This is a genomic window from Rhodonellum sp. (assembly GCF_030656585.1).
Lineage (GTDB): Bacteria > Bacteroidota > Bacteroidia > Cytophagales > Cyclobacteriaceae > Rhodonellum > Rhodonellum psychrophilum.
Genome location: NZ_JAUSPP010000013.1, coordinates 77,663 through 95,325 on the forward strand (window position 1 = coordinate 77,663; position 17,663 = coordinate 95,325).

Here is a 17,663-nt window from a genome sequence, read left to right on the forward strand (position 1 = left end):
GGATAATAATGGATTTACTAAATGATTGTAAACCATTGGTTTTGTAACCCTACCCGCCAAGGAGATGTGATAAGCCTATGGTGGTGCATGGATGAAACCAGATACTTCCGGTTAATTACAAAATTGTAAATGAATTTAAAAAGTACCCTTGTTTTGTTGTCCCTCTTTGGGATGTTTCTTTTGACATTGTCGATTGTGAAAAGCAATGCCTTTTCTGGTAATGATTTTTTGAATCAGAAAGAAGCATCACAATTGGTGAACATGCCTGATATCTTTGGTCCGGATAGGGTCTGTTTGGTAGTTGGAAATGTTCTTGAAGATTTTATTTGGTCGGGAATGACAAATGATTATTACGTGTGGAAAGTCATCGGGCCTAATAAATCAATACCACCAAGGGAAGTTAAAGGAGGAGGGGTTAGTTATGAGACATTTCAAGTTGTTTTTTCTGAAGTGGGGGATTATACCATTGAGCTAAAGGTTCAAAGGGGTGGGAAAGACTTCATCTCGAAGACTAAAAAGGTGAATGTGGTAAAAGGAGCAAAAGTCCTTTTGAAAGAAAATTATGATTTGTGTGGCAGTGCTGGACTAAACTTGAAGGCGATAGATCCATTGACGCCAAATATTGGTGAATTTGTTTTTGAATGGACAGATGTTGCTGGAAATATCGTGGGAAATGCCAATAGCATTACGATTTCGAATAAAGGCAATTACAAAGTCAGGTATTATTTTGTAAACTCTCTGGGAATTCCGGAATGCGAAAACACAGTAAAAACAAAGGTTTCTGAGGCATTGTCTTTTAGCCTGTCGGCAAACAAAGGGATTGCCTGTCCGGGAGATTTCATTCAAATTTTACCAAGCACCTCCTTGTTTGGTGAATGGTTTTACGAAAAAAACGGAAATGGAACACTTGTCTCCATGGGGTCCTCTCAAAACCTTGGATTCAACCCCTCAGTTGATTTGAATGGCTATGGGGATTATACCATTTCCCTTTCTGTCAAAAATCCCGATATCCCCGGTTGTGTGATTACCGAGAAGATGAACATAAAATTCAATCCAAGTGCCAATTATGATTTGTTTGAGGTAAAATCAGCCAGTGGATGTGCCATTCCAGATGGGGAATTGACCATTAAAGCTTTTACGGATTTGGACCAGCTCTATTATGTGATAGATCCGCAGACTGTTTCTCAGTCCGTATCCTTGAATGCAGGTGATTCCTATACTTTTCAAGGGTTGGAGTCAGGAATTTATAGTTTCGTTGGGTTTTTGGGTGGATGCCCATTTAACCAAGCCTTCGTAGTTCCTCTTGCTGATATCCCTGATGAATTGGAATTTTCAATTGAAGGGATTTATGATGAAAGTTGCTCTCCAACCGGTAAAAATCTGGGTGGATTCACTGTCAAACGGCCGTATGGATCCTTAGATGCATTTTATAATTTGGTTGATGAAAGGGGCGGTTTGGCTAAGACTGGGATAATCCAACCACAGTCTGATTTAAAAATAGAAATTGGCGGCGGAATTTATTATTTCGAAGTATTCAAAGTGGTAGGTTGTGCTTTACCAAGAATACAGGAAATTGAAATATTGGGACTTCCACAAGTCGACCTACCAGTGATAAATGATTTTAATATTTGTGGGAGCTATGATTTTATTCCGCGATCTGGGAGCGATGTTTCTTTTACATTGATTGATCCAAATGGTGATCCCCTTACCAAGAACAAAGGAATGCCCTTTAATTTGGTTCTCCAAGGACCATACACCCTTCTTGCCACGCACAATTCAGACCCGGAATTTTGTCCAAGGCAACAGGAATTCACTATTGGTTTGATTTCCCCAGTTGATTTTGATGTTGAGCTCGTCGATCAAACTTGTCAAGGAATTCAGACCTTTCGTGCAAATTTGAAAAACAAGCTTTTTGATGAAGTATTCATACGATGGTACAATGAACAGGGAATACAAATAAGTACAGGCTTAACCATGTCACCGGTTTCTTTGGGAACTTATAAATTGGATGTTCAGCCTGCCAACAGCTTTGCATGTCCAATCTCCCCAATAGAATTTGAAGTGAAACTCCCGGTTTTATCAGTGAATGTCGATTTGTCTGCTACTCCACTTTGTCCTTTTGGTCCAGGAGCGCTTATTGAAATAAATACGGATTTTGATGAGATAGATCGTGTCGATTGGGTGTACTTTGATTCAAGTAATAATCAGATCGACCTTCCGTTAGAACTTAACAACAGGTTTATTTCCGTAGAAAATGAGGGTATTTATGCGGCCATTGTATGGAATCGTTTTAATTGCGAGTTGGGAAGAGAAATCATCACCATAAAGGAAAGTGCCAATTTGGTTAATTTTGATATCGAACCAGTTTATACGGTTTGTGAGCGTTTTGAGGTCGGACCGACTACCAATGAAGATCTTACTTTTACCATTACATATCCAGATGGTCAACAAACCATCATCAATTCCCAAGAAACCTTTACCCTGAATCAAGAAGGATCCTATACGATCAGAGGAGAAAGCAATGACGTTAATAATTTGGTTTGCCCGAATGAAAAGATTTTTGAAGTTTTTATCGTCTCGCCAATAGATTTTGAGCCAAAACTTATTGATCAAACCTGTATCGGACAATTCACCTTTGAAGCAGATATTTTTGGAACTGATTCGACTCTTGCCCTTTTCACCTGGAGGAATGAAAATGACCAGGTGGTGGGTGACCAACAGCTTTTCATTACCAGTATTCCCGGCAATTATTCGCTGGAAGTACAGCCAAAAGGCAGCATGCCATGTGATATTCAGCCCAAAAGCTTCGAGATCATAAAGCCTGTTCTAGAGTTGGATGTTTTCTTAAATGCAGGCAGCTTGTGTCCAGAGGCTGATTTTGCGGTTTTGGTAGTGGAAGCAGACTTCACTTCAGTCGCCAAAATAGAATGGTGGTTTACGGACATCAATGGAAATCAATCAGCCTTGGATCAGTTGAATAAACAAGAAATCTCTGCCTTCAATGAAGGAACTTATGAGGTGAGGGTTTTCAATGCTCTGGGTTGCCCATTGGGAGAGGACAGAGTACTGGTATTAAGAAGTACGGATACGGTAAGGCCTCAGGTTGAGGGAAAATATTTGATCTGTGCACAATACGAAATTGGCGAAACGATCAATCCAGGGGTTTTCTCCAATTACAACTGGTTTCTAAATGACAGTCTGGTTTCAAACAGTGCCAATTACAAACCGCAACTGGTCGGTGAATATTCACTTGTAGTCAACAGCGGTGAAGGTTGTGAATATTCCGTAGCATTTACTGTGGAGGAGGAATGTGAGCTGAAACTTGTGCTGCCGAGTGCGATCCGCCCGGGTGATCCAGAAAGAGGCTTTTTGATCTTCACCAATTATTTGGTAGATGAAATGGAAGTTTGGGTTTTCAATAAATGGGGAACATTGGTTTTCCATTGTGAAAATAAATCCTTGATCTCAGAGGAGTCCACGTGTTTTTGGGATGGAATGATTGATGGTGAAAAAATCCCAAATGGAGCCTATGCCATAAAAATAGCCTTCAAAAACATCGAAAAGAATATCAATAAAACCTTGCTGAAAACTATTTTGGTGGTTGATTGAACCTGCTTAGGTTGAATTTGATGGGAAATGTACTTTCAAGGGGAAGTTTTTTTGACCTAAGAAGGAGTTTTATTTCGCAATTGCTTTGAATTTTTTTTGGAGTTGGAATGAATTCAGGTTTGGTAGCAATTGATTTTTGGAGAATCATTTGGCTATTGGTGTTTTGCTTTGAATTGTTTGGGGCCAGCCATATATCGGGTTAAATTTTCACGAAATTTCTGACATTGCCTACAGAATTAAAATCAACTTTATTGGAATTTTTCGGTGGTAGTATCCTCTTTTGCAACGAAAGAACTTCCATCGGTTTGGAGTCTTAGCGAATCATATTGTATTGCTTTTGAAATAGGAAATGAGGAATTAAAGAAATCAATCTTAGGAAGAATTGATGGTATTGTTTTTGATATTGTGTCATGTCCTCAATTCCAATGAGGATTTGCCATACAGATTAAAGGGTTAATTGTTCCTTAATTTGAATTTCAGCACGTAAAATCACCGGAAATGCCCACTTCTTCTCTAAAAAAAAATATCCTCAATTTGATGACATTTACCCTGTTTTGGGTGTTTTTTGCTGGGGTTTTAAATAGCGCTTGGAGCAGGGTGTCGGGCTATAATTTGCCACAAAACCTTTTCAGTGCCTCCACTTCCAATGATCCGGAATTGACGGGGCCTGATAGACTCTGCATAGTTTTCGGAGGTGTTATCGGTCAATTTTCTGCTAATGGAGATTCGGGAACCGATGTCTATACCTGGCTGATCACCTCTGCCGGTGGCGCCGAAATTTTCAATAGAACAGGAGGTTCGACCTTTCAAAATATCAATGTTCCTTTTTCCGAAATTGGAGAATATACCATTGCCTTGACTGTTAGAAGAGGCAATGACATTATTTATCAAACCAGCAGAAACCTTACTGTCCTTAAAGGTCCAGAATTGGCAATTCTTCCCGATTATTTGCTTTGTGGTGCGGAGCCCGCTCTGATTACAGCTTTAAATCCTTCCACACCAAACCTTGATCAATATACCTTTGAATGGACCAATGGAGCAGGTGAAATCGTGGGGACCGAAAACTCTCTTTTGGTAACTGCCGAGGGGACCTATGCAATATCTCTGTTTTTTACCAATTCCAGCGGAGGAGCAGATTGCTTGATCAACGGAGTCACCTACGTAGGACCGCCAAGTGATTTCAGCTTGAATATATCATCGTCGCAGACTTGTGTGGGAGAAACGATCACAGTCTCGCCAAATATCCCGGTGAGTGGTGATTGGGCTTATGTTAAGGAGGGAAGCCCGGAAAGGATTTCTTTGGGTTCGGGCTTTGGGCTAAGTTTGGATACAAGTGAGGATTTAGGTGGTCCAGGAATTTACCAGTTATTTTTCAGCTATATCAATCCAAGAAATCCCGTTTGTGCAACAGAAAGACAAGTTGCCATTGAAATCAACGAAGGACCAAAATTCCAATCCTCCCTTGTCCAATCCGCTGCGAATTGTACCGCCAACGATGGTGAATTCAATATTGTCACCATCTCGGTTCTCGATAAATTGGAAATAGAAGAACTGGGTTATCAAAATTTGAATGTTGGTCCAAACGAAACGCTTTCTTTCACCAATATCAAACCTGGAATTTATACCCTTTCAGCTTCGCTCAGCGGCTGTACCCTTACAGAGATCCTGATAGTCCCAAATCAGGATCCGCCGATCGACCAAATTTATGATGTGGAATCCTTTGGGGAAAGTTGCAATGATTCCGGAAAAGAGGATGGTGAAATCAAAGTGATTTTTCCAATGGGCGTATTTACGGGAACTTACCGTGTTGTAAATGAATCCGGAAATGAATTGTCTTCTGGCAGCATCACCAATACCTCTTCTTTTGTGATTCCAGCCCCCAATGGAAATTATGCATTGGAGATTTTGAATGAAAATGGATGCACACTGCCATGGCCAACACTGTTGGAAATCCCAGAAATCAATTTTGTGACATTTTCGATTCCTGGAGAATTCATTGTTTGCGAATCTTTTGAATTGATCCCTGCGACGGGGCAGAATCTCAACTTCACGCTAACGACGCCATCGGAAGAAGAAATTATCAAAGCCTCAGGTCAAGCTTTTATCATCAACCAACCCGGGGTTTATTTGCTCAAGGGAATAGGTTTGGGAACTGAATCCGCGCTTTGCCCAAGAATCAGAGAATTTGTTGTTACTATTTCTGATCCATTTGATTTTGAACCAGTTTTGGTGGATCAGGATTGTTTCGGCATTCAATTGTTTGAAGCAAAATTGAATGGAATTGAACCTGAAAAAGTAAGTGTCCGGTGGATGAACGAACAATTGGAGATTGTAGGTCGTGGGTTACAATGGTTTCCGATTTCATTAGGGACGTTTTATTTGGATGTCCAGCCTTTGGGGAGTGGGATTTGTCCCGCCAGCCCCAAGCAGTTTCAGGTGGAATTTCCTGTTCTTCAGGTGGATGTTGAGTTGCAGGCAGGATCAATCTGTGAAAAGCCTTCTTCAACCACGATTTCCATGCAGTCAGAACTTGATCAAATCTCAAGGATTGAGTGGGTTTATATTGATTTGGAAAACAATCAATTCATTTTGACGGATTTTGAAAATGAAACGGATATAGAGATCCAGGATGAAGGGACTTATGAGGTCATTGTTTACAATGAGAGGGGTTGTGAGCTCGGTCGGGACCTCATCCTGATCATGAAAAGCATGGACGAAAAGCGGCCGGAAGTCAATGCTCTATATTCGATTTGTGCAGAAAGCAATTATGGAGAAACCATTAATCCCGGTGATTTTGAAAGTTACAATTGGTTCTTTGGAGAGGACATGCTTGTGTCTTCCAGTGTTGATTTTAAACCTCAATTGGCAGGTCAATATTTTCTTCTGGTCAAGAGTAGAGAAGGGTGTGAATATTCCGTCCCCTTTACCGTCAAGGAAGAATGCGATCTAAAAGTCTCTTTTCCCAATGCCATCATCCCAGCTACGGAGGGGAAAGGGTTTTTGATCTATACCAATTATTTGGTGGATGAATTGGAAGTTTGCGTTTATAACAAATGGGGAACATTGATCTTTCACTGTACAAATAGTGATTTAATCGCCGAAGAATCGACTTGTTTCTGGGATGGGACCATAGATGGTGAGAAAATCACCAATGGCACATATTCCATCAAAGTAAATTTCAAAAATTCCGAACGCAACATCAATAGAACCATGCTGCAGTCCCTTTCTGTTTTGGATTGAAAATTCTCTGTTTCCGCTAAATCCACGAAGTTGATATTCCTTTAAACATGGTTATTTTGTGTAAAAAAATATTTAAATTAAAACATTAATTCAATAATATCATTTTTTATATATATAAAATTACTTTTTCTGCATTTTAATCTCAATATTTGTTAATTGGGAATTTGTTTTGAGCTCAATCGATATGGAAAGTTTCCATGTTTTAAGGTAGCCTTGTTTTGATTGTTTTAGCACTTTCGGTGTATTCAAAAAGGCAGTCAAAAATAAGACAATAGTCTTTGGTCATTAGTAAATGCTGTTTTTGGGCATTGAGTTTTTTCGTTTTTTAAGCATCGGTTTTATGAACAAATGGTTTGTAGCAACTTTGATGGCCTGCTCATTTTGGATAAATCCTTTTATGGAATGTCTCGGCAATCCATCTCCTGGAATCAATAGAGGATTTATGGTTCCTTTGGAATGGAACGAGAAAATGGACATTCCTTTTTTTATCGATCCAGAGCTTACTGGTCCGGATCGGCTTTGTATGATTTTTGGCAGTGTCATCGGGGACTTTTCAGGCCTTGGAGAGCCCGCAACAGATGTCTACAGTTGGCAAATCATTTCCCCAAGCAATGTGCAGGTTTTTAACCGTACAGGGGGAGGAACCTTTCAGAATATCAGTTTTTCTTTTGGACAAATCGGCAACTACAGCGTGAGTCTAAGTGTGAGGAGGGGGAATACTGTGATTTATAATGCAACTAAATCCCTGTCAGTCATCCAGGGTCCTTCCTTAATACTTCAGCCCGACTATTTGCTTTGCGGTAGAAACACCGTCAGTGTTTCCGTTCTTGACTCCAATACGCCAAACCTTGACCAATATACCTTCCAATGGAAAAATGCCCAAGGCGCTATCGTGGGGACAACAAATACCTTGGAGGTGTCGAGGGAAGGTACCTATTCGGTTTCCCTTTTTCTGAATAATGAAAGCGGAGGAGCGGACTGTCTGATCAATGGCTCCACTTTTGTCGGCCCTCCAAACGATTTCAAGCTTAATATTTCCAAAACCCTAGTCTGCTTGGGCGAAAGGATTACAGTAACGCCCGATGTGCCATTTTTAGGGGATTGGTCGGTCCTAAAAGAAGGAGCAACTTCCCGTGTCGATATGGGCACTTCCTTTTCACTCAATTTCAATACAGATAATGAATTGGGTGTTGCTGGATTATATCGGGTGTTTTTCAATGTATCAGATGAAAAACATCCAGATTGCGCTTCGGAGAGGGAAGTGTTGGTGGAGGTCAAAAATGGGCCGAAATTCCAATCCAACCTGCTGAAGAATGCTTCAGATTGCGAAATGGAAAACGGAGCATTTCAAGTTACCGCAAATTCCCCCTTGGATATTTTGGAGATCAAGGAATTGGGATCAAAAATTTTTGACATTGACCAAAATGAGAAAATGCTTTTTGAAGGGCTAAAGCCGGGAATTTATACATTGGAAGGTACTTACAATGGATGTACCCGTTCCAGTATCATTATTGTCCCTAATGATTCTCCTCCTGCTACTCAAAGGTTTCAATTGGAAAAGATTGGGGAAAGTTGTACCGATACAGGCAAAAAGCTCGGCGAGATCAAGGTGGTTTTTTTGGATGGTGCTTTTGAAGGGGAATTTCGATTGGTCAATCAAAGGGGAAGCATTGTCCAATCGGGGACAATCCCAAATTTGCCTTCCCTTGAATTGAAGGTGTCAGGAGGTAATTTCGCCTTGGAAATAGTGGACACATCAGGATGTACCCTGCCCGAAGAGCTGGTATTTACCATTCCGGGCAAAAATTTTGTCTCCTATTCCGTGCCTGAGGAAATCAATGTTTGTGAGACTTTTGAATTCATTCCATTCACCACGGATAGTCTTTTATTCAGTTTGACTTTCCCGAACGGAGAGGTAATCAACAAAAATGCAGGCGAGGCCTTTACTTTGACCGAGGCGGGCAGCTATTCTTTAATGGGATCCAGCTTGCTGGCTAATCCTGATCGCTGTCCCCGAAAAACGGATTTCAATGTTTCACTTTTTGAACCCATTGTGTTTGAAGAAAAACTTGCAAGTCAGGATTGCGCAGGCAATGTGGTGTATGAAGCCGAATTGTTTGGAAGAAATCCCAATACTGTCAGTATCCGCTGGCTCAACGAAAATGGGAGCATTGTGGGTAGAGGATCCCAATTTTTTCTCCCTGCATTTGGGCGGTATTTTCTGGAGGTACAACCATTGGAAAGTGGCTATTGCCCCTCCTCAATTCATGAATTTTTCGTGGAAACACCTGTTTTTTTCGTAGACGTAGCCATTTCAACGGAGATGTTTTGTCCGAATGCTCCTAGTGCAACCTTAAGTGTCCAAACAGATTTGAATACAGGGGACAGGCTGGAATGGATCTTTACCGATCTAAACGGAAAGCAAGAAATCCTCAAAGGCTTTGAAAACAATAAAACCGCAGAAGTCGAAAATGAGGGCAGTTATGAAGCGGTAGTTTACAATGATCGGGGTTGTGAATTGGGGAGGGATTTGATTTTGCTGATGCACAGTGCTGATGATCCGCCAACTTTGGAAAGTATTTATTATATCTGTTCAGAAACCAAATTTGGGGAAACCATAGATCCGGGTGCTTATGAAGCATATGAATGGTATTTTGAAGGGAATTTGGTTTCTCAATCCCCAACTTTTAAACCCAGAGAAGTTGGGAATTATGAAATCATCGTCACCAACGCATTGGGCTGCTCTTTTCTGGGGAAATTCTCCGCTTTTCAGGATTGTGTTTTTAAATATGTGTTTCCTACGGGAATGATCCTTAGCGATGAAAAAAGGCATTTTGAAATATTCGTGAATGATCCTGTGGAGGAGGCCAAAGTCTGGATACATAACAAATTCGGGTCTCTGGTTTTCTTCTGTGAAAACTACAGCGTCGTGCCAAGTGTATCCTTCTGCAACTGGAATGGGAATGAAAATGGGAGAAACGTGCCCTCTGGCACCTATATTGTCACTTTGGTCTATCGTAGTGAAAGATTTGGGTTAAATGAAAAGGTTAGCAAGAGCCTCCTGATTTTGGATTGAGTCCACATTGTTTTTTTTGCGCTGATCAAATTAATCGGCAATATTTTGAGAAAAAGACCAGCCATCTCCTTAAGTTTTTTTATATTTTCAGGTTGATAAATCTATCTTCAATAAAACCAAACCATTAACCTCTTAAACCCAGCTTCAATGAACGAAAACATTAACAAAAGCGCCCTATTCAATGGGAGTTGCTTTGCTTTGATCACTACTGCTTTCACTTTTGCCATCAGGGCCGGTATTTTGCCGCAGCTCGGTCAGGAATTCGGTCTTTCGGGCGAACAACTTGGCTTCATCAACTCTATGTGGTTTTTGGGCTTTCCCATTTCCATGATCATCGGCGGTCTTGTGTACCATTCTTTTGGCCCTGCAAATATCATGAGAGTAGCATTCGTCGCCCATACTCTGGGTATCCTGCTTACAATCTATGCAGACGGCTACACCACATTGTTGATTTCCACTCTTTTCATTGGATTCGGTAACGGCTGTACAGAAGCGGCTTGTAATCCGATGATCGCAGACATGTACTCAGGCGTTAAAATGAACAAAATGCTGAACAGATTCCACATGTGGTTTCCTGGAGGCATTCTCCTTGGCGCTCTGATCTCCAAGTTCATGACGGATTTTGGAGGAGTAATGGGCAACTGGCAAACCCAAATGTGGGTATTGATGATCCCAACGGTAATTTATGCCGTTTTATTCTTCGGGAAAAGATTCCCAACACCAAAAGTTGTGGGTGTCACTTCCCTCTTTGAAAACTTTAAAGCAATGGGCAGACCGGTATTCATATTCCTGTTCTTTGCAATGGCGCTTACGGCCATCTCCGAATTTGGTCCTAATCAGTGGGTGAGCATTGTCTTGAGCAGCAGTGGTGCAGATGCCATGTTGATTCTTGCCTTGACCACCGGTGTGATGGCTCTCGCTAGATTTTTCGCTGGTCCCGTGGTGCAGCGACTGGGTCAAACAGGCGTATTGCTAACTGGTGCAATCTTAGCAACCATCGGCATATACATGTTTAGTGTAGTCACAGGACCAATTGCTTATTTTGCAGCGATAGTATTCGCTTTGGGTGTGGGCTATTTCTGGCCGGTTATGATCGGTGCCACCGCACAAAGAGCGCCTTTGACTGGCGCCTTGGGAATGTCGATCATTGGTGGTGTTGGCATGTTTTCTACGGCTATCTTCCAACCTATAATCGGAGGTTGGATCGATGGATCCACTGCAATCAATCAGGCGGCAGGTCTTACAGGTGATGACCTCCAACTTGCTGCTGGTCAGGATACTTTGGCTAAAATGGTCATTTTCCCAATTATCCTTGTAGTCTTGTTTACCATATTCTATTTCTGGCAAAAGAACGCCAATCCAAGGACTGAAACAATTGTTGCAGCACATTGATTTAAGTTTCACTGAATTATGCGCAATTGAATGGCGGGCTTAAATTGTTTGAAAATCAGTCACTTCATTGGTGTTTTCGACTTCACCATATCAGTGCTATGGCGAAGGCTCCAAACAGTATGGTCTTTTTGCAATTTCAACCCTGAATAAAAAAGCATGTGCACAATACAGGTCTAAAAATAAAGGCAGTCCATTCCGGACTGCCTTTATTGCTTTATTGAAGTGTAAAAAAAATCAGTTTTGTCCCTTCAGCCCGAAATATGCATTCCGTTTCCAAATGAGATCGAAACTGCAGGAAAATTAGACTATTGGGAGACTAATTCCTGACACCAATAGCGTGAAGTTGAAATCAATCAATAAATAATTGAAAATCAGTTAATTGCAATATTGAATTGAGTTCGCAATGCATAAAATAGGTTCAGATTTGGCTAAAATCACACCAAGCCTGTCCCGTCCTCCAAACTCACCTCATAAAACTTTGGGTTAACGCCGAATTTGGATTCAAAGGCAGTTTCAATCTCCTGTTGCAAAGATGGTACGTTTTCCTTTTCGACAATATTGATGGTACAGCCGCCAAATCCTCCACCCATCATCCTGCTTCCCAAAACATAAGGCAAGTCTTTGGTGAAGTCCACCAAAAAATCAAGTTCATCACAAGAGACTTCATATAATTCCGACAACCCTTCGTGCGAACTGTACATTTTTTCACCAAAACCTTCAAGGTCATTGTTGTCCAAAAGTGTGGAGGCTGTCAAAACCCTTTCGTTTTCCTCGATAATATATTTGCAGCGGTTGAATACAATGTCACTGACCTCATGTTGAATAGAGGCCAATATGCCCAGATCCATATCCCTTAAAGATTGGATTTTCGGATTGATTTTTTGTGCAGCGATTACGCCTTCCTGACACTCAAGTCTTCTTTGGTTGTAGGCAGAATCAGCCAGGGAATGTTTGACTTGGGTATCAATCAATAAAATACTGTGATGGGGGAGTACCAAAGGAAAATGTCGATAGTCCAAACTCCTGCAATCCAATCGGATCACATGGTCTTTTTTGCCCATTACAGAAGCAAATTGATCCATGATTCCACATTGGACACCCGCAAAAACGTGTTCTGCCTTTTGGGCATAGTGAATCAAGGATCGTTGTGGAATTTCGAAATGAAACAGTTCGGACAATGCAAAACCTACTGCGCATTCCAACGCTGCCGAGGAAGACAATCCTGCGCCAACTGGAATGTCCCCCCCAAATACCATGTCAAATCCTTTCACTGGATATCCGGCTTGTTGAAATTGTGCAACCACACCCATGATATAGGTACCCCAATGGCCTTTTTTTGGAGAAAAAGAACTGAGGTCAAAGGTGAAATCTTCGTCAAAGTCAATGGAATGTATCCTTCCTTGATTGCCGTCATTGGAAGCGATCCCCACAACCATCCTTTTGTCAATCGCTGCGGGCATCACATAGCCCCCATTGTAATCTGTATGTTCTCCGATGAGGTTGATACGGCCTGGTGAGTGGCAAAGCAAAGGGCTTTCCCCAAAAGTCTGCAAAAAAACACTGCGAATTTTCTCTGTAATCATGTCTTCAAGGATTGGATTATTGGATTGAAAACCAAAATTTGGTTTTGGAATCAAAGGTTTCCCCGGGATTCAATACAATTGTTGGGAAATGAGAATGATGGGTACTGTCGGCAAAATGTTGTGTTTCAAGGCAAATGCCTGCTCTTTTGTCATAACGCACACCTTTTTTTCCTTCGAAACGCTTATTGAGGTAATTGCCCGAATAAACCTGTACCGCGGGTTCTGTGGTGGAAAGGTGCAGCACCCTTCCGGATCCTGGGTGATGAAGTGTAGCGGTTGGTTGGTTTTTGTCCAATAAAAAAGCATGATCGATTCCATTGGCCAACTGCAATTGGGGATCTTCATTTTCTAGGGTAATCCCGATTTTTCCCGGCTTACGGAAATCAAAAGGGCTTCCATTCACTTCCGTAAAAACTCCTGTGGGAAGGCTTTCTGTTCTTAGGGGCATGTAGTGCTCCGCCGTAATTTGAAGCAAATGAGCATCAATCGATTGGATGAAATCCCCACTCAAGTTAAAATAACTATGATTTGTAGGATTGAGGATTGTTTTCTGGTCTGTTTCCGCCTGGTAGTGGATCTCCAAAATGCCGGCTTGATCCAAAGAATACGTGACAGTTACATCGACTTTTCCGGGGTAATGCTCTTCTCCATCGGCGCTTTGGTATTTGAATGCCACGCCAACTTTTTCAGCTGTCTGAAAAGGGGTGGATTCCCATATTTTTTTGTCCCAACCCTCGATTCCTCCATGCAGATGGACATGTCCTTGGTTGGCAGGAAGTGCAAAGATTTGATCATCAATCAGGATTTGATTGTCTGCGGTCCTTCCGGCAACCCTCCCTACAGTGGATCCGATATAGCAATAATTGTCCAAATATTCCTTTTGGATATAGCCATCAAAATCGTCGAATCCCAGCACGACATCTTCCATTTGCCCATTTTTATCGGGAACAAATAAGTGAGTAAGTGTGGCCCCATAATTCATGACGGAGACTTTGATCTTTTTGGCCAACAAAAAAGTGAAAAGGTTGACTGTTCTACCATCTGGGGTTAATCCAAATATTTCGGTAGTCTGTGAGAGCTTGTTCTTCATGGAAAAGAAATAAATAACGAAAGAGTAGGGTTACTTACTTTTCAAGGAAGAATTCCTAACCATCAAGGTTGTGCTTAAAACAAAAGACTGAGGATCATCAGAAACAAGTTCTTCCAATTGATCCAATAGGTGATTGGCTGCCAGTTGTCCCATCTCGTAGCCAGGTTGGGACACGGTGGTCAGTGATGGTTCCACCACCGCCGATGTGGGGTTGTTTGTGAATCCAGCCAAGGCAATGTCTTCTGGAATCCTGATTTTGTTTTCCTTCAAAACCATCATTACATCTACAGCCAGCGGGTCGATCATGGCAAATATTCCATCCGGCCTGTTTTTTTCATTTATGATTTCAAGCGCGATTTCCCGGTTCATTTCTAAGGTCAGATCAGTGATATAGGTCCGGCTTTCCTCTTCTGAAATACCATATTCAGAAAGCGCCAACAGGTAGCCCTCTTTCCTTTTTTTGCTGATGTACAAATCCTCTGGGCCGGAAAAATAAGCTATTTTTCTGCAGCCTTGTTCGAGCATGTGGTGCACAACGAGATAGGCGCCATGTGCATCGTCAACGGTCACCCGTGAGACCGGTATTTCCTCCGTTACCCGATCAAACATGATGAAGGGGATTTCGCGGTCAACCAATTCCTTCAGATGTTCGTAGGTTTTGGTCTCCCTGCTCAAGGAGATCAACAATCCGTCTACCTGACTGGAAACCAATATCTTGATGTTTGCCTTTTCTTGCTCAAAGGATTCATTGGACTGGCAAATCATAATGTTGTAGCCCCTTTTGTAGGCGGTATCCTGAATCCCGGAAATATTGCTCGAAAAAAAGTGTGAGGTGAGCTCGGGCACGATCACGCCAAGGACTTTGCTTCGGCTGATTCTGAGGCTTTGGGCCAATAGATTTGGCTGATAGTGCATGCTTTCGGCCATCTCGACCACCCGTTTTTTGGTGTCCGGATGCAATTCGGGAGAATCCTTCAATGCCCTGGAAACAGTAGAAACAGAGACATTCAGTTTCTTGGCAATCTCTTTCATCGTTACCTGGTGGCCTTTTTTCATTTTGGGGGTATTTACGGTAAATGGCTTGCTACTCTTGATATAGGGTGAACAATACGGTTTGTCCAATCGCCTTCAGGGTTCTTTTGTCAATCAGCTCCATATTGTCGGCATGGGTGTGGTGATAATGACCAAACCCAAAATCCGGAGAAAATTCTACAATATCGATCATTGGAATTCCCGCATCTTTGTTCACAAAAAGATGGTCATCAATGATTTCGGGGGCCTCTTTCATGATGAAGAAGTCCGAATATCCTAATTCTACTCCATAATTCCATACTTTATTGACGATGTTTTTGGCATAAGCCATGGAGTATCCTTCTTTGTAAAACCGGGCTCCTTTGCCGCCGACCATATCCAAGAGTATTCCATAGTAGGCCGAATATCCTCTTTCATGGGGTGTTTTTGACCAATGTTGGGAGCCAAGACACCACCAGATTTGGGAATTGTTGCGGGATACCGATTGTTCGGGTTCCCCGTCGTCTTCCCCGTCAAACAAAATGAAATCAATGCCTATTTCGGGAGAATTTGGATCCGATGCGACAATCCGTGCGATTTCCAATAAAACACCGACACCTGATCCGCCGTCATTGGCGCCATCAATGGGTTGGTCGATTCTTTGGCTGTCCTTATCGGCCATTCTCCGTGTATCCCAATGGGCGGCCAAAAGAATTCTTTTCTTGGCTGAAGGGTTGTAGGAGGCAATGATATTCGTCAGGTCCCAAAGTTTGTTGTCATAGGTTTTGGCCTGAAATTCCTGCAATTGAACCTCCAAACCGAAACCTTCAAATTTGGAAACCAACCAGTCTTTGGTTTGGGAATGTCCTTTGGTATTGGGAACCCTCGGGCCAAAATCCACCTGCTTTTGGATATAATGAAATGCGGAATCTGCATTGAAAGCTGGGGTTTCCCTGAAATCCACGGGAGTTTGAACGACCACTCCGTTTTTTTCGCCACTACATGCCCAAAAGAGAGAAAGCAAAACGATCCCCAATCCCAGTCTATTCTTCATAAGCCCAATCAATTTTATCTTTCATATCCTTGACGATGATCCCCAAATCCTTCAATGAAGCCCGGATTTCATCAATACGGTTGTAGTCTCTGGCCAGTTTTGCCTCGCTATACAGTTTGATCAACAAAGACAGCAGTCCTTCCTGATTGTCCGTTTTTTCCTCCAGCAATCCCAAAATCTCCTCTACGAAGCGGATGAAGGTTTGGTTGGTTTTCTCAAACACTTCTTCTCCAAAAACACCAGGTGACAATTGCCCGGTGTACATGCTGTTGATTTTTTTCAACAGGTTAAATAAATGTCCAATGGCCTGTGCTGTATTGAAGTCCTCATCAAGTGCACGGTAGGCATTGGCAATGCTTTGCTCGACCTGTTTGATTTGGTCAGCATCCTTTTCAACTTGATCGGGATTGCTGTATTTCAGCGTTTTGGCTATGCGCAGTGCATTGATGATTTTCTTGTATCCCTTTTGTGCAGCTTTGAGCGCATCATTGGAGAAATCCAAAGTGGAGCGGTAATGCGCCGTCAAGATGAAATAACGGATCGTCATCGGGCTATACGCTTGTTCCAATAAGTCATGCTTGCCGGTGAACAACTCCTGTAAAGTAATGAAGTTGCCCAGCGATTTGCCCATCTTCTGGCCATTGATGGTGATCATGTTGTTGTGCATCCAGTATTTTGCCGGATCCTGATGGTTGCAGGCATTTCCCTGCGCGATCTCACATTCATGGTGGGGAAACATCAAGTCCATACCGCCTCCGTGAATGTCAAATTGCTTTCCGAGGTACTTGGAGCTCATGGCTGTACACTCCAAGTGCCAGCCTGGGAAACCTAGTCCCCATGGGGATTCCCACTTCATCAAGTGTTCCGACGAAGCTTTTTTCCAAAGGGCAAAATCCACTGCATTTCTTTTTTCGCTCTGTCCGTCCAGATCCCGGCTTCCGCTGACCAACTCCTCCAATACCCGGCCTGAAAGTTTGCCATATTGGTAGCTTTCGTTGTATTTCATGACATCGAAATATACTGAGCCATCGACTTCATAGGCCAATCCTTCCTTGAGAATCCCTTCTACCAAAGCAATCTGCTCCGGAATATGTCCAGTAGCTCTTGGTTCAATGCTGGGTTTGATGGTGTTCAACGCCAGCATGTCCCTGTGGTAACTGTCCGTGTACATCTGCGCCACTTCCATGGGTTCCAATTGCTCCAGCTTGGCTTTTTTGGCGATTTTATCCTCCCCTTCATCCGCATCTCCCTGCAAGTGACCTACATCGGTGATGTTGCGAACATAACGGACCTTGTATCCCAAATGACTTAGGTACCTGTACACCGTGTCAAACGTAATAGCTGGTCTGGCATGTCCCAAATGGGCGTCTCCATACACCGTTGGCCCGCAGACATACATCCCCACGAAGGGCGCGTTCAGCGGCTCAAAGGTTTCTTTCTTTCTGGATAGCGTATTGTATATTTTCAGATCACTCATAGGGGTTAAAAAAAACGGTATAGCGTACGGGTTATTTAGCAGCTCGTGCGCTTGGGATTTGGTATTTTAACTTCTTTATTTCTTGGTGTTTAATATTTTCAAACCCCGAATTCATTGTATTGTAAATCAAT

9 protein-coding genes are annotated in these 17,663 nt (G+C 42.3%); 4 read left to right on the forward strand and 5 right to left on the reverse strand.

The window, feature by feature from the left end:
- Window positions 1-129 precede the first annotated feature (129 nt).
- The 4 genes from Q7J63_RS02040 to Q7J63_RS02055 all read left to right on the forward strand — a co-directional run bounded on the left by Q7J63_RS02040 (window position 130) and on the right by Q7J63_RS02055 (window position 11,317).
- Window positions 130-3,609, forward strand: a complete 3,480-nt coding sequence (locus tag Q7J63_RS02040; protein WP_304883767.1) for a hypothetical protein — start codon at window positions 130-132, stop codon at window positions 3,607-3,609.
- Window positions 3,610-4,143: 534 nt separating this feature from the next.
- Window positions 4,144-6,849, forward strand: a complete 2,706-nt coding sequence (locus Q7J63_RS02045) for a hypothetical protein (protein WP_304883768.1) — start codon at window positions 4,144-4,146, stop codon at window positions 6,847-6,849.
- 340 nt (window positions 6,850-7,189) lie between these two features.
- Window positions 7,190-9,925 (forward strand): hypothetical protein, encoded by a 2,736-nt coding sequence (locus Q7J63_RS02050; RefSeq protein WP_304883769.1) that lies wholly within the window; start codon window positions 7,190-7,192, stop codon window positions 9,923-9,925.
- Window positions 9,926-10,072: 147 nt separating this feature from the next.
- Complete coding sequence (locus Q7J63_RS02055; RefSeq protein ID WP_304883770.1) at window positions 10,073-11,317, forward strand: sugar MFS transporter; 1,245 nt, start codon at window positions 10,073-10,075, stop codon at window positions 11,315-11,317.
- Window positions 11,318-11,751: 434 nt separating this feature from the next.
- On the opposite strand, the gene galK is transcribed toward Q7J63_RS02055, so the two are convergent.
- Genes galK through cysS form a run of 5 tightly spaced genes read right to left on the reverse strand, consistent with a single transcriptional unit; the run spans window position 11,752 to window position 17,532 of the window.
- A complete protein-coding gene (galK, locus tag Q7J63_RS02060) occupies window positions 11,752-12,900 on the reverse strand; it encodes a galactokinase (protein WP_304883771.1) in 1,149 nt (382 codons plus the stop codon).
- Between the two features lie 16 nt (window positions 12,901-12,916).
- A complete protein-coding gene (locus Q7J63_RS02065) occupies window positions 12,917-13,990 on the reverse strand; it encodes an aldose epimerase family protein (protein ID WP_304883772.1) in 1,074 nt (357 codons plus the stop codon).
- A gap of 30 nt (window positions 13,991-14,020) precedes the next feature.
- Window positions 14,021-15,046: a LacI family DNA-binding transcriptional regulator gene (locus tag Q7J63_RS02070; protein ID WP_304883773.1), complete on the reverse strand. Its 1,026-nt coding sequence runs from the start codon at window positions 15,044-15,046 to the stop codon at window positions 14,021-14,023.
- Window positions 15,047-15,074: 28 nt separating this feature from the next.
- Window positions 15,075-16,055, reverse strand: a complete 981-nt coding sequence (locus Q7J63_RS02075) for a M28 family peptidase (protein WP_019597513.1) — start codon at window positions 16,053-16,055, stop codon at window positions 15,075-15,077.
- Window positions 16,045-17,532, reverse strand: coding sequence for a cysteine--tRNA ligase (gene cysS, locus Q7J63_RS02080; RefSeq protein WP_019597514.1), 1,488 nt, complete (start codon window positions 17,530-17,532; stop codon window positions 16,045-16,047). Before cysS ends, Q7J63_RS02075 begins: the two co-directional genes overlap by 11 nt.
- Window positions 17,533-17,663: the final 131 nt, after the last annotated feature.

What these genes read in the sequence shown, in the direction of transcription:
- Q7J63_RS02040 (WP_304883767.1), top strand. Translation starts at nt 130, where the DNA reads ATGAATTTAAAAAGTACCCTTGTTTTGTTGTCCCTCTTTGGGATGTTT.
- Q7J63_RS02050 (WP_304883769.1), top strand. Translation starts at nt 7,190, where the DNA reads ATGAACAAATGGTTTGTAGCAACTTTGATGGCCTGCTCATTTTGGATA.
- Q7J63_RS02055 (WP_304883770.1), top strand. Translation starts at nt 10,073, where the DNA reads ATGAACGAAAACATTAACAAAAGCGCCCTATTCAATGGGAGTTGCTTT.
- galK (WP_304883771.1), bottom strand. Translation starts at nt 12,900, where the DNA reads ATGATTACAGAGAAAATTCGCAGTGTTTTTTTGCAGACTTTTGGGGAA.
- Q7J63_RS02065 (WP_304883772.1), bottom strand. Translation starts at nt 13,990, where the DNA reads ATGAAGAACAAGCTCTCACAGACTACCGAAATATTTGGATTAACCCCA.
- Q7J63_RS02070 (WP_304883773.1), bottom strand. Translation starts at nt 15,046, where the DNA reads ATGAAAAAAGGCCACCAGGTAACGATGAAAGAGATTGCCAAGAAACTG.
- Q7J63_RS02075 (WP_019597513.1), bottom strand. Translation starts at nt 16,055, where the DNA reads ATGAAGAATAGACTGGGATTGGGGATCGTTTTGCTTTCTCTCTTTTGG.
- cysS (WP_019597514.1), bottom strand. Translation starts at nt 17,532, where the DNA reads ATGAGTGATCTGAAAATATACAATACGCTATCCAGAAAGAAAGAAACC.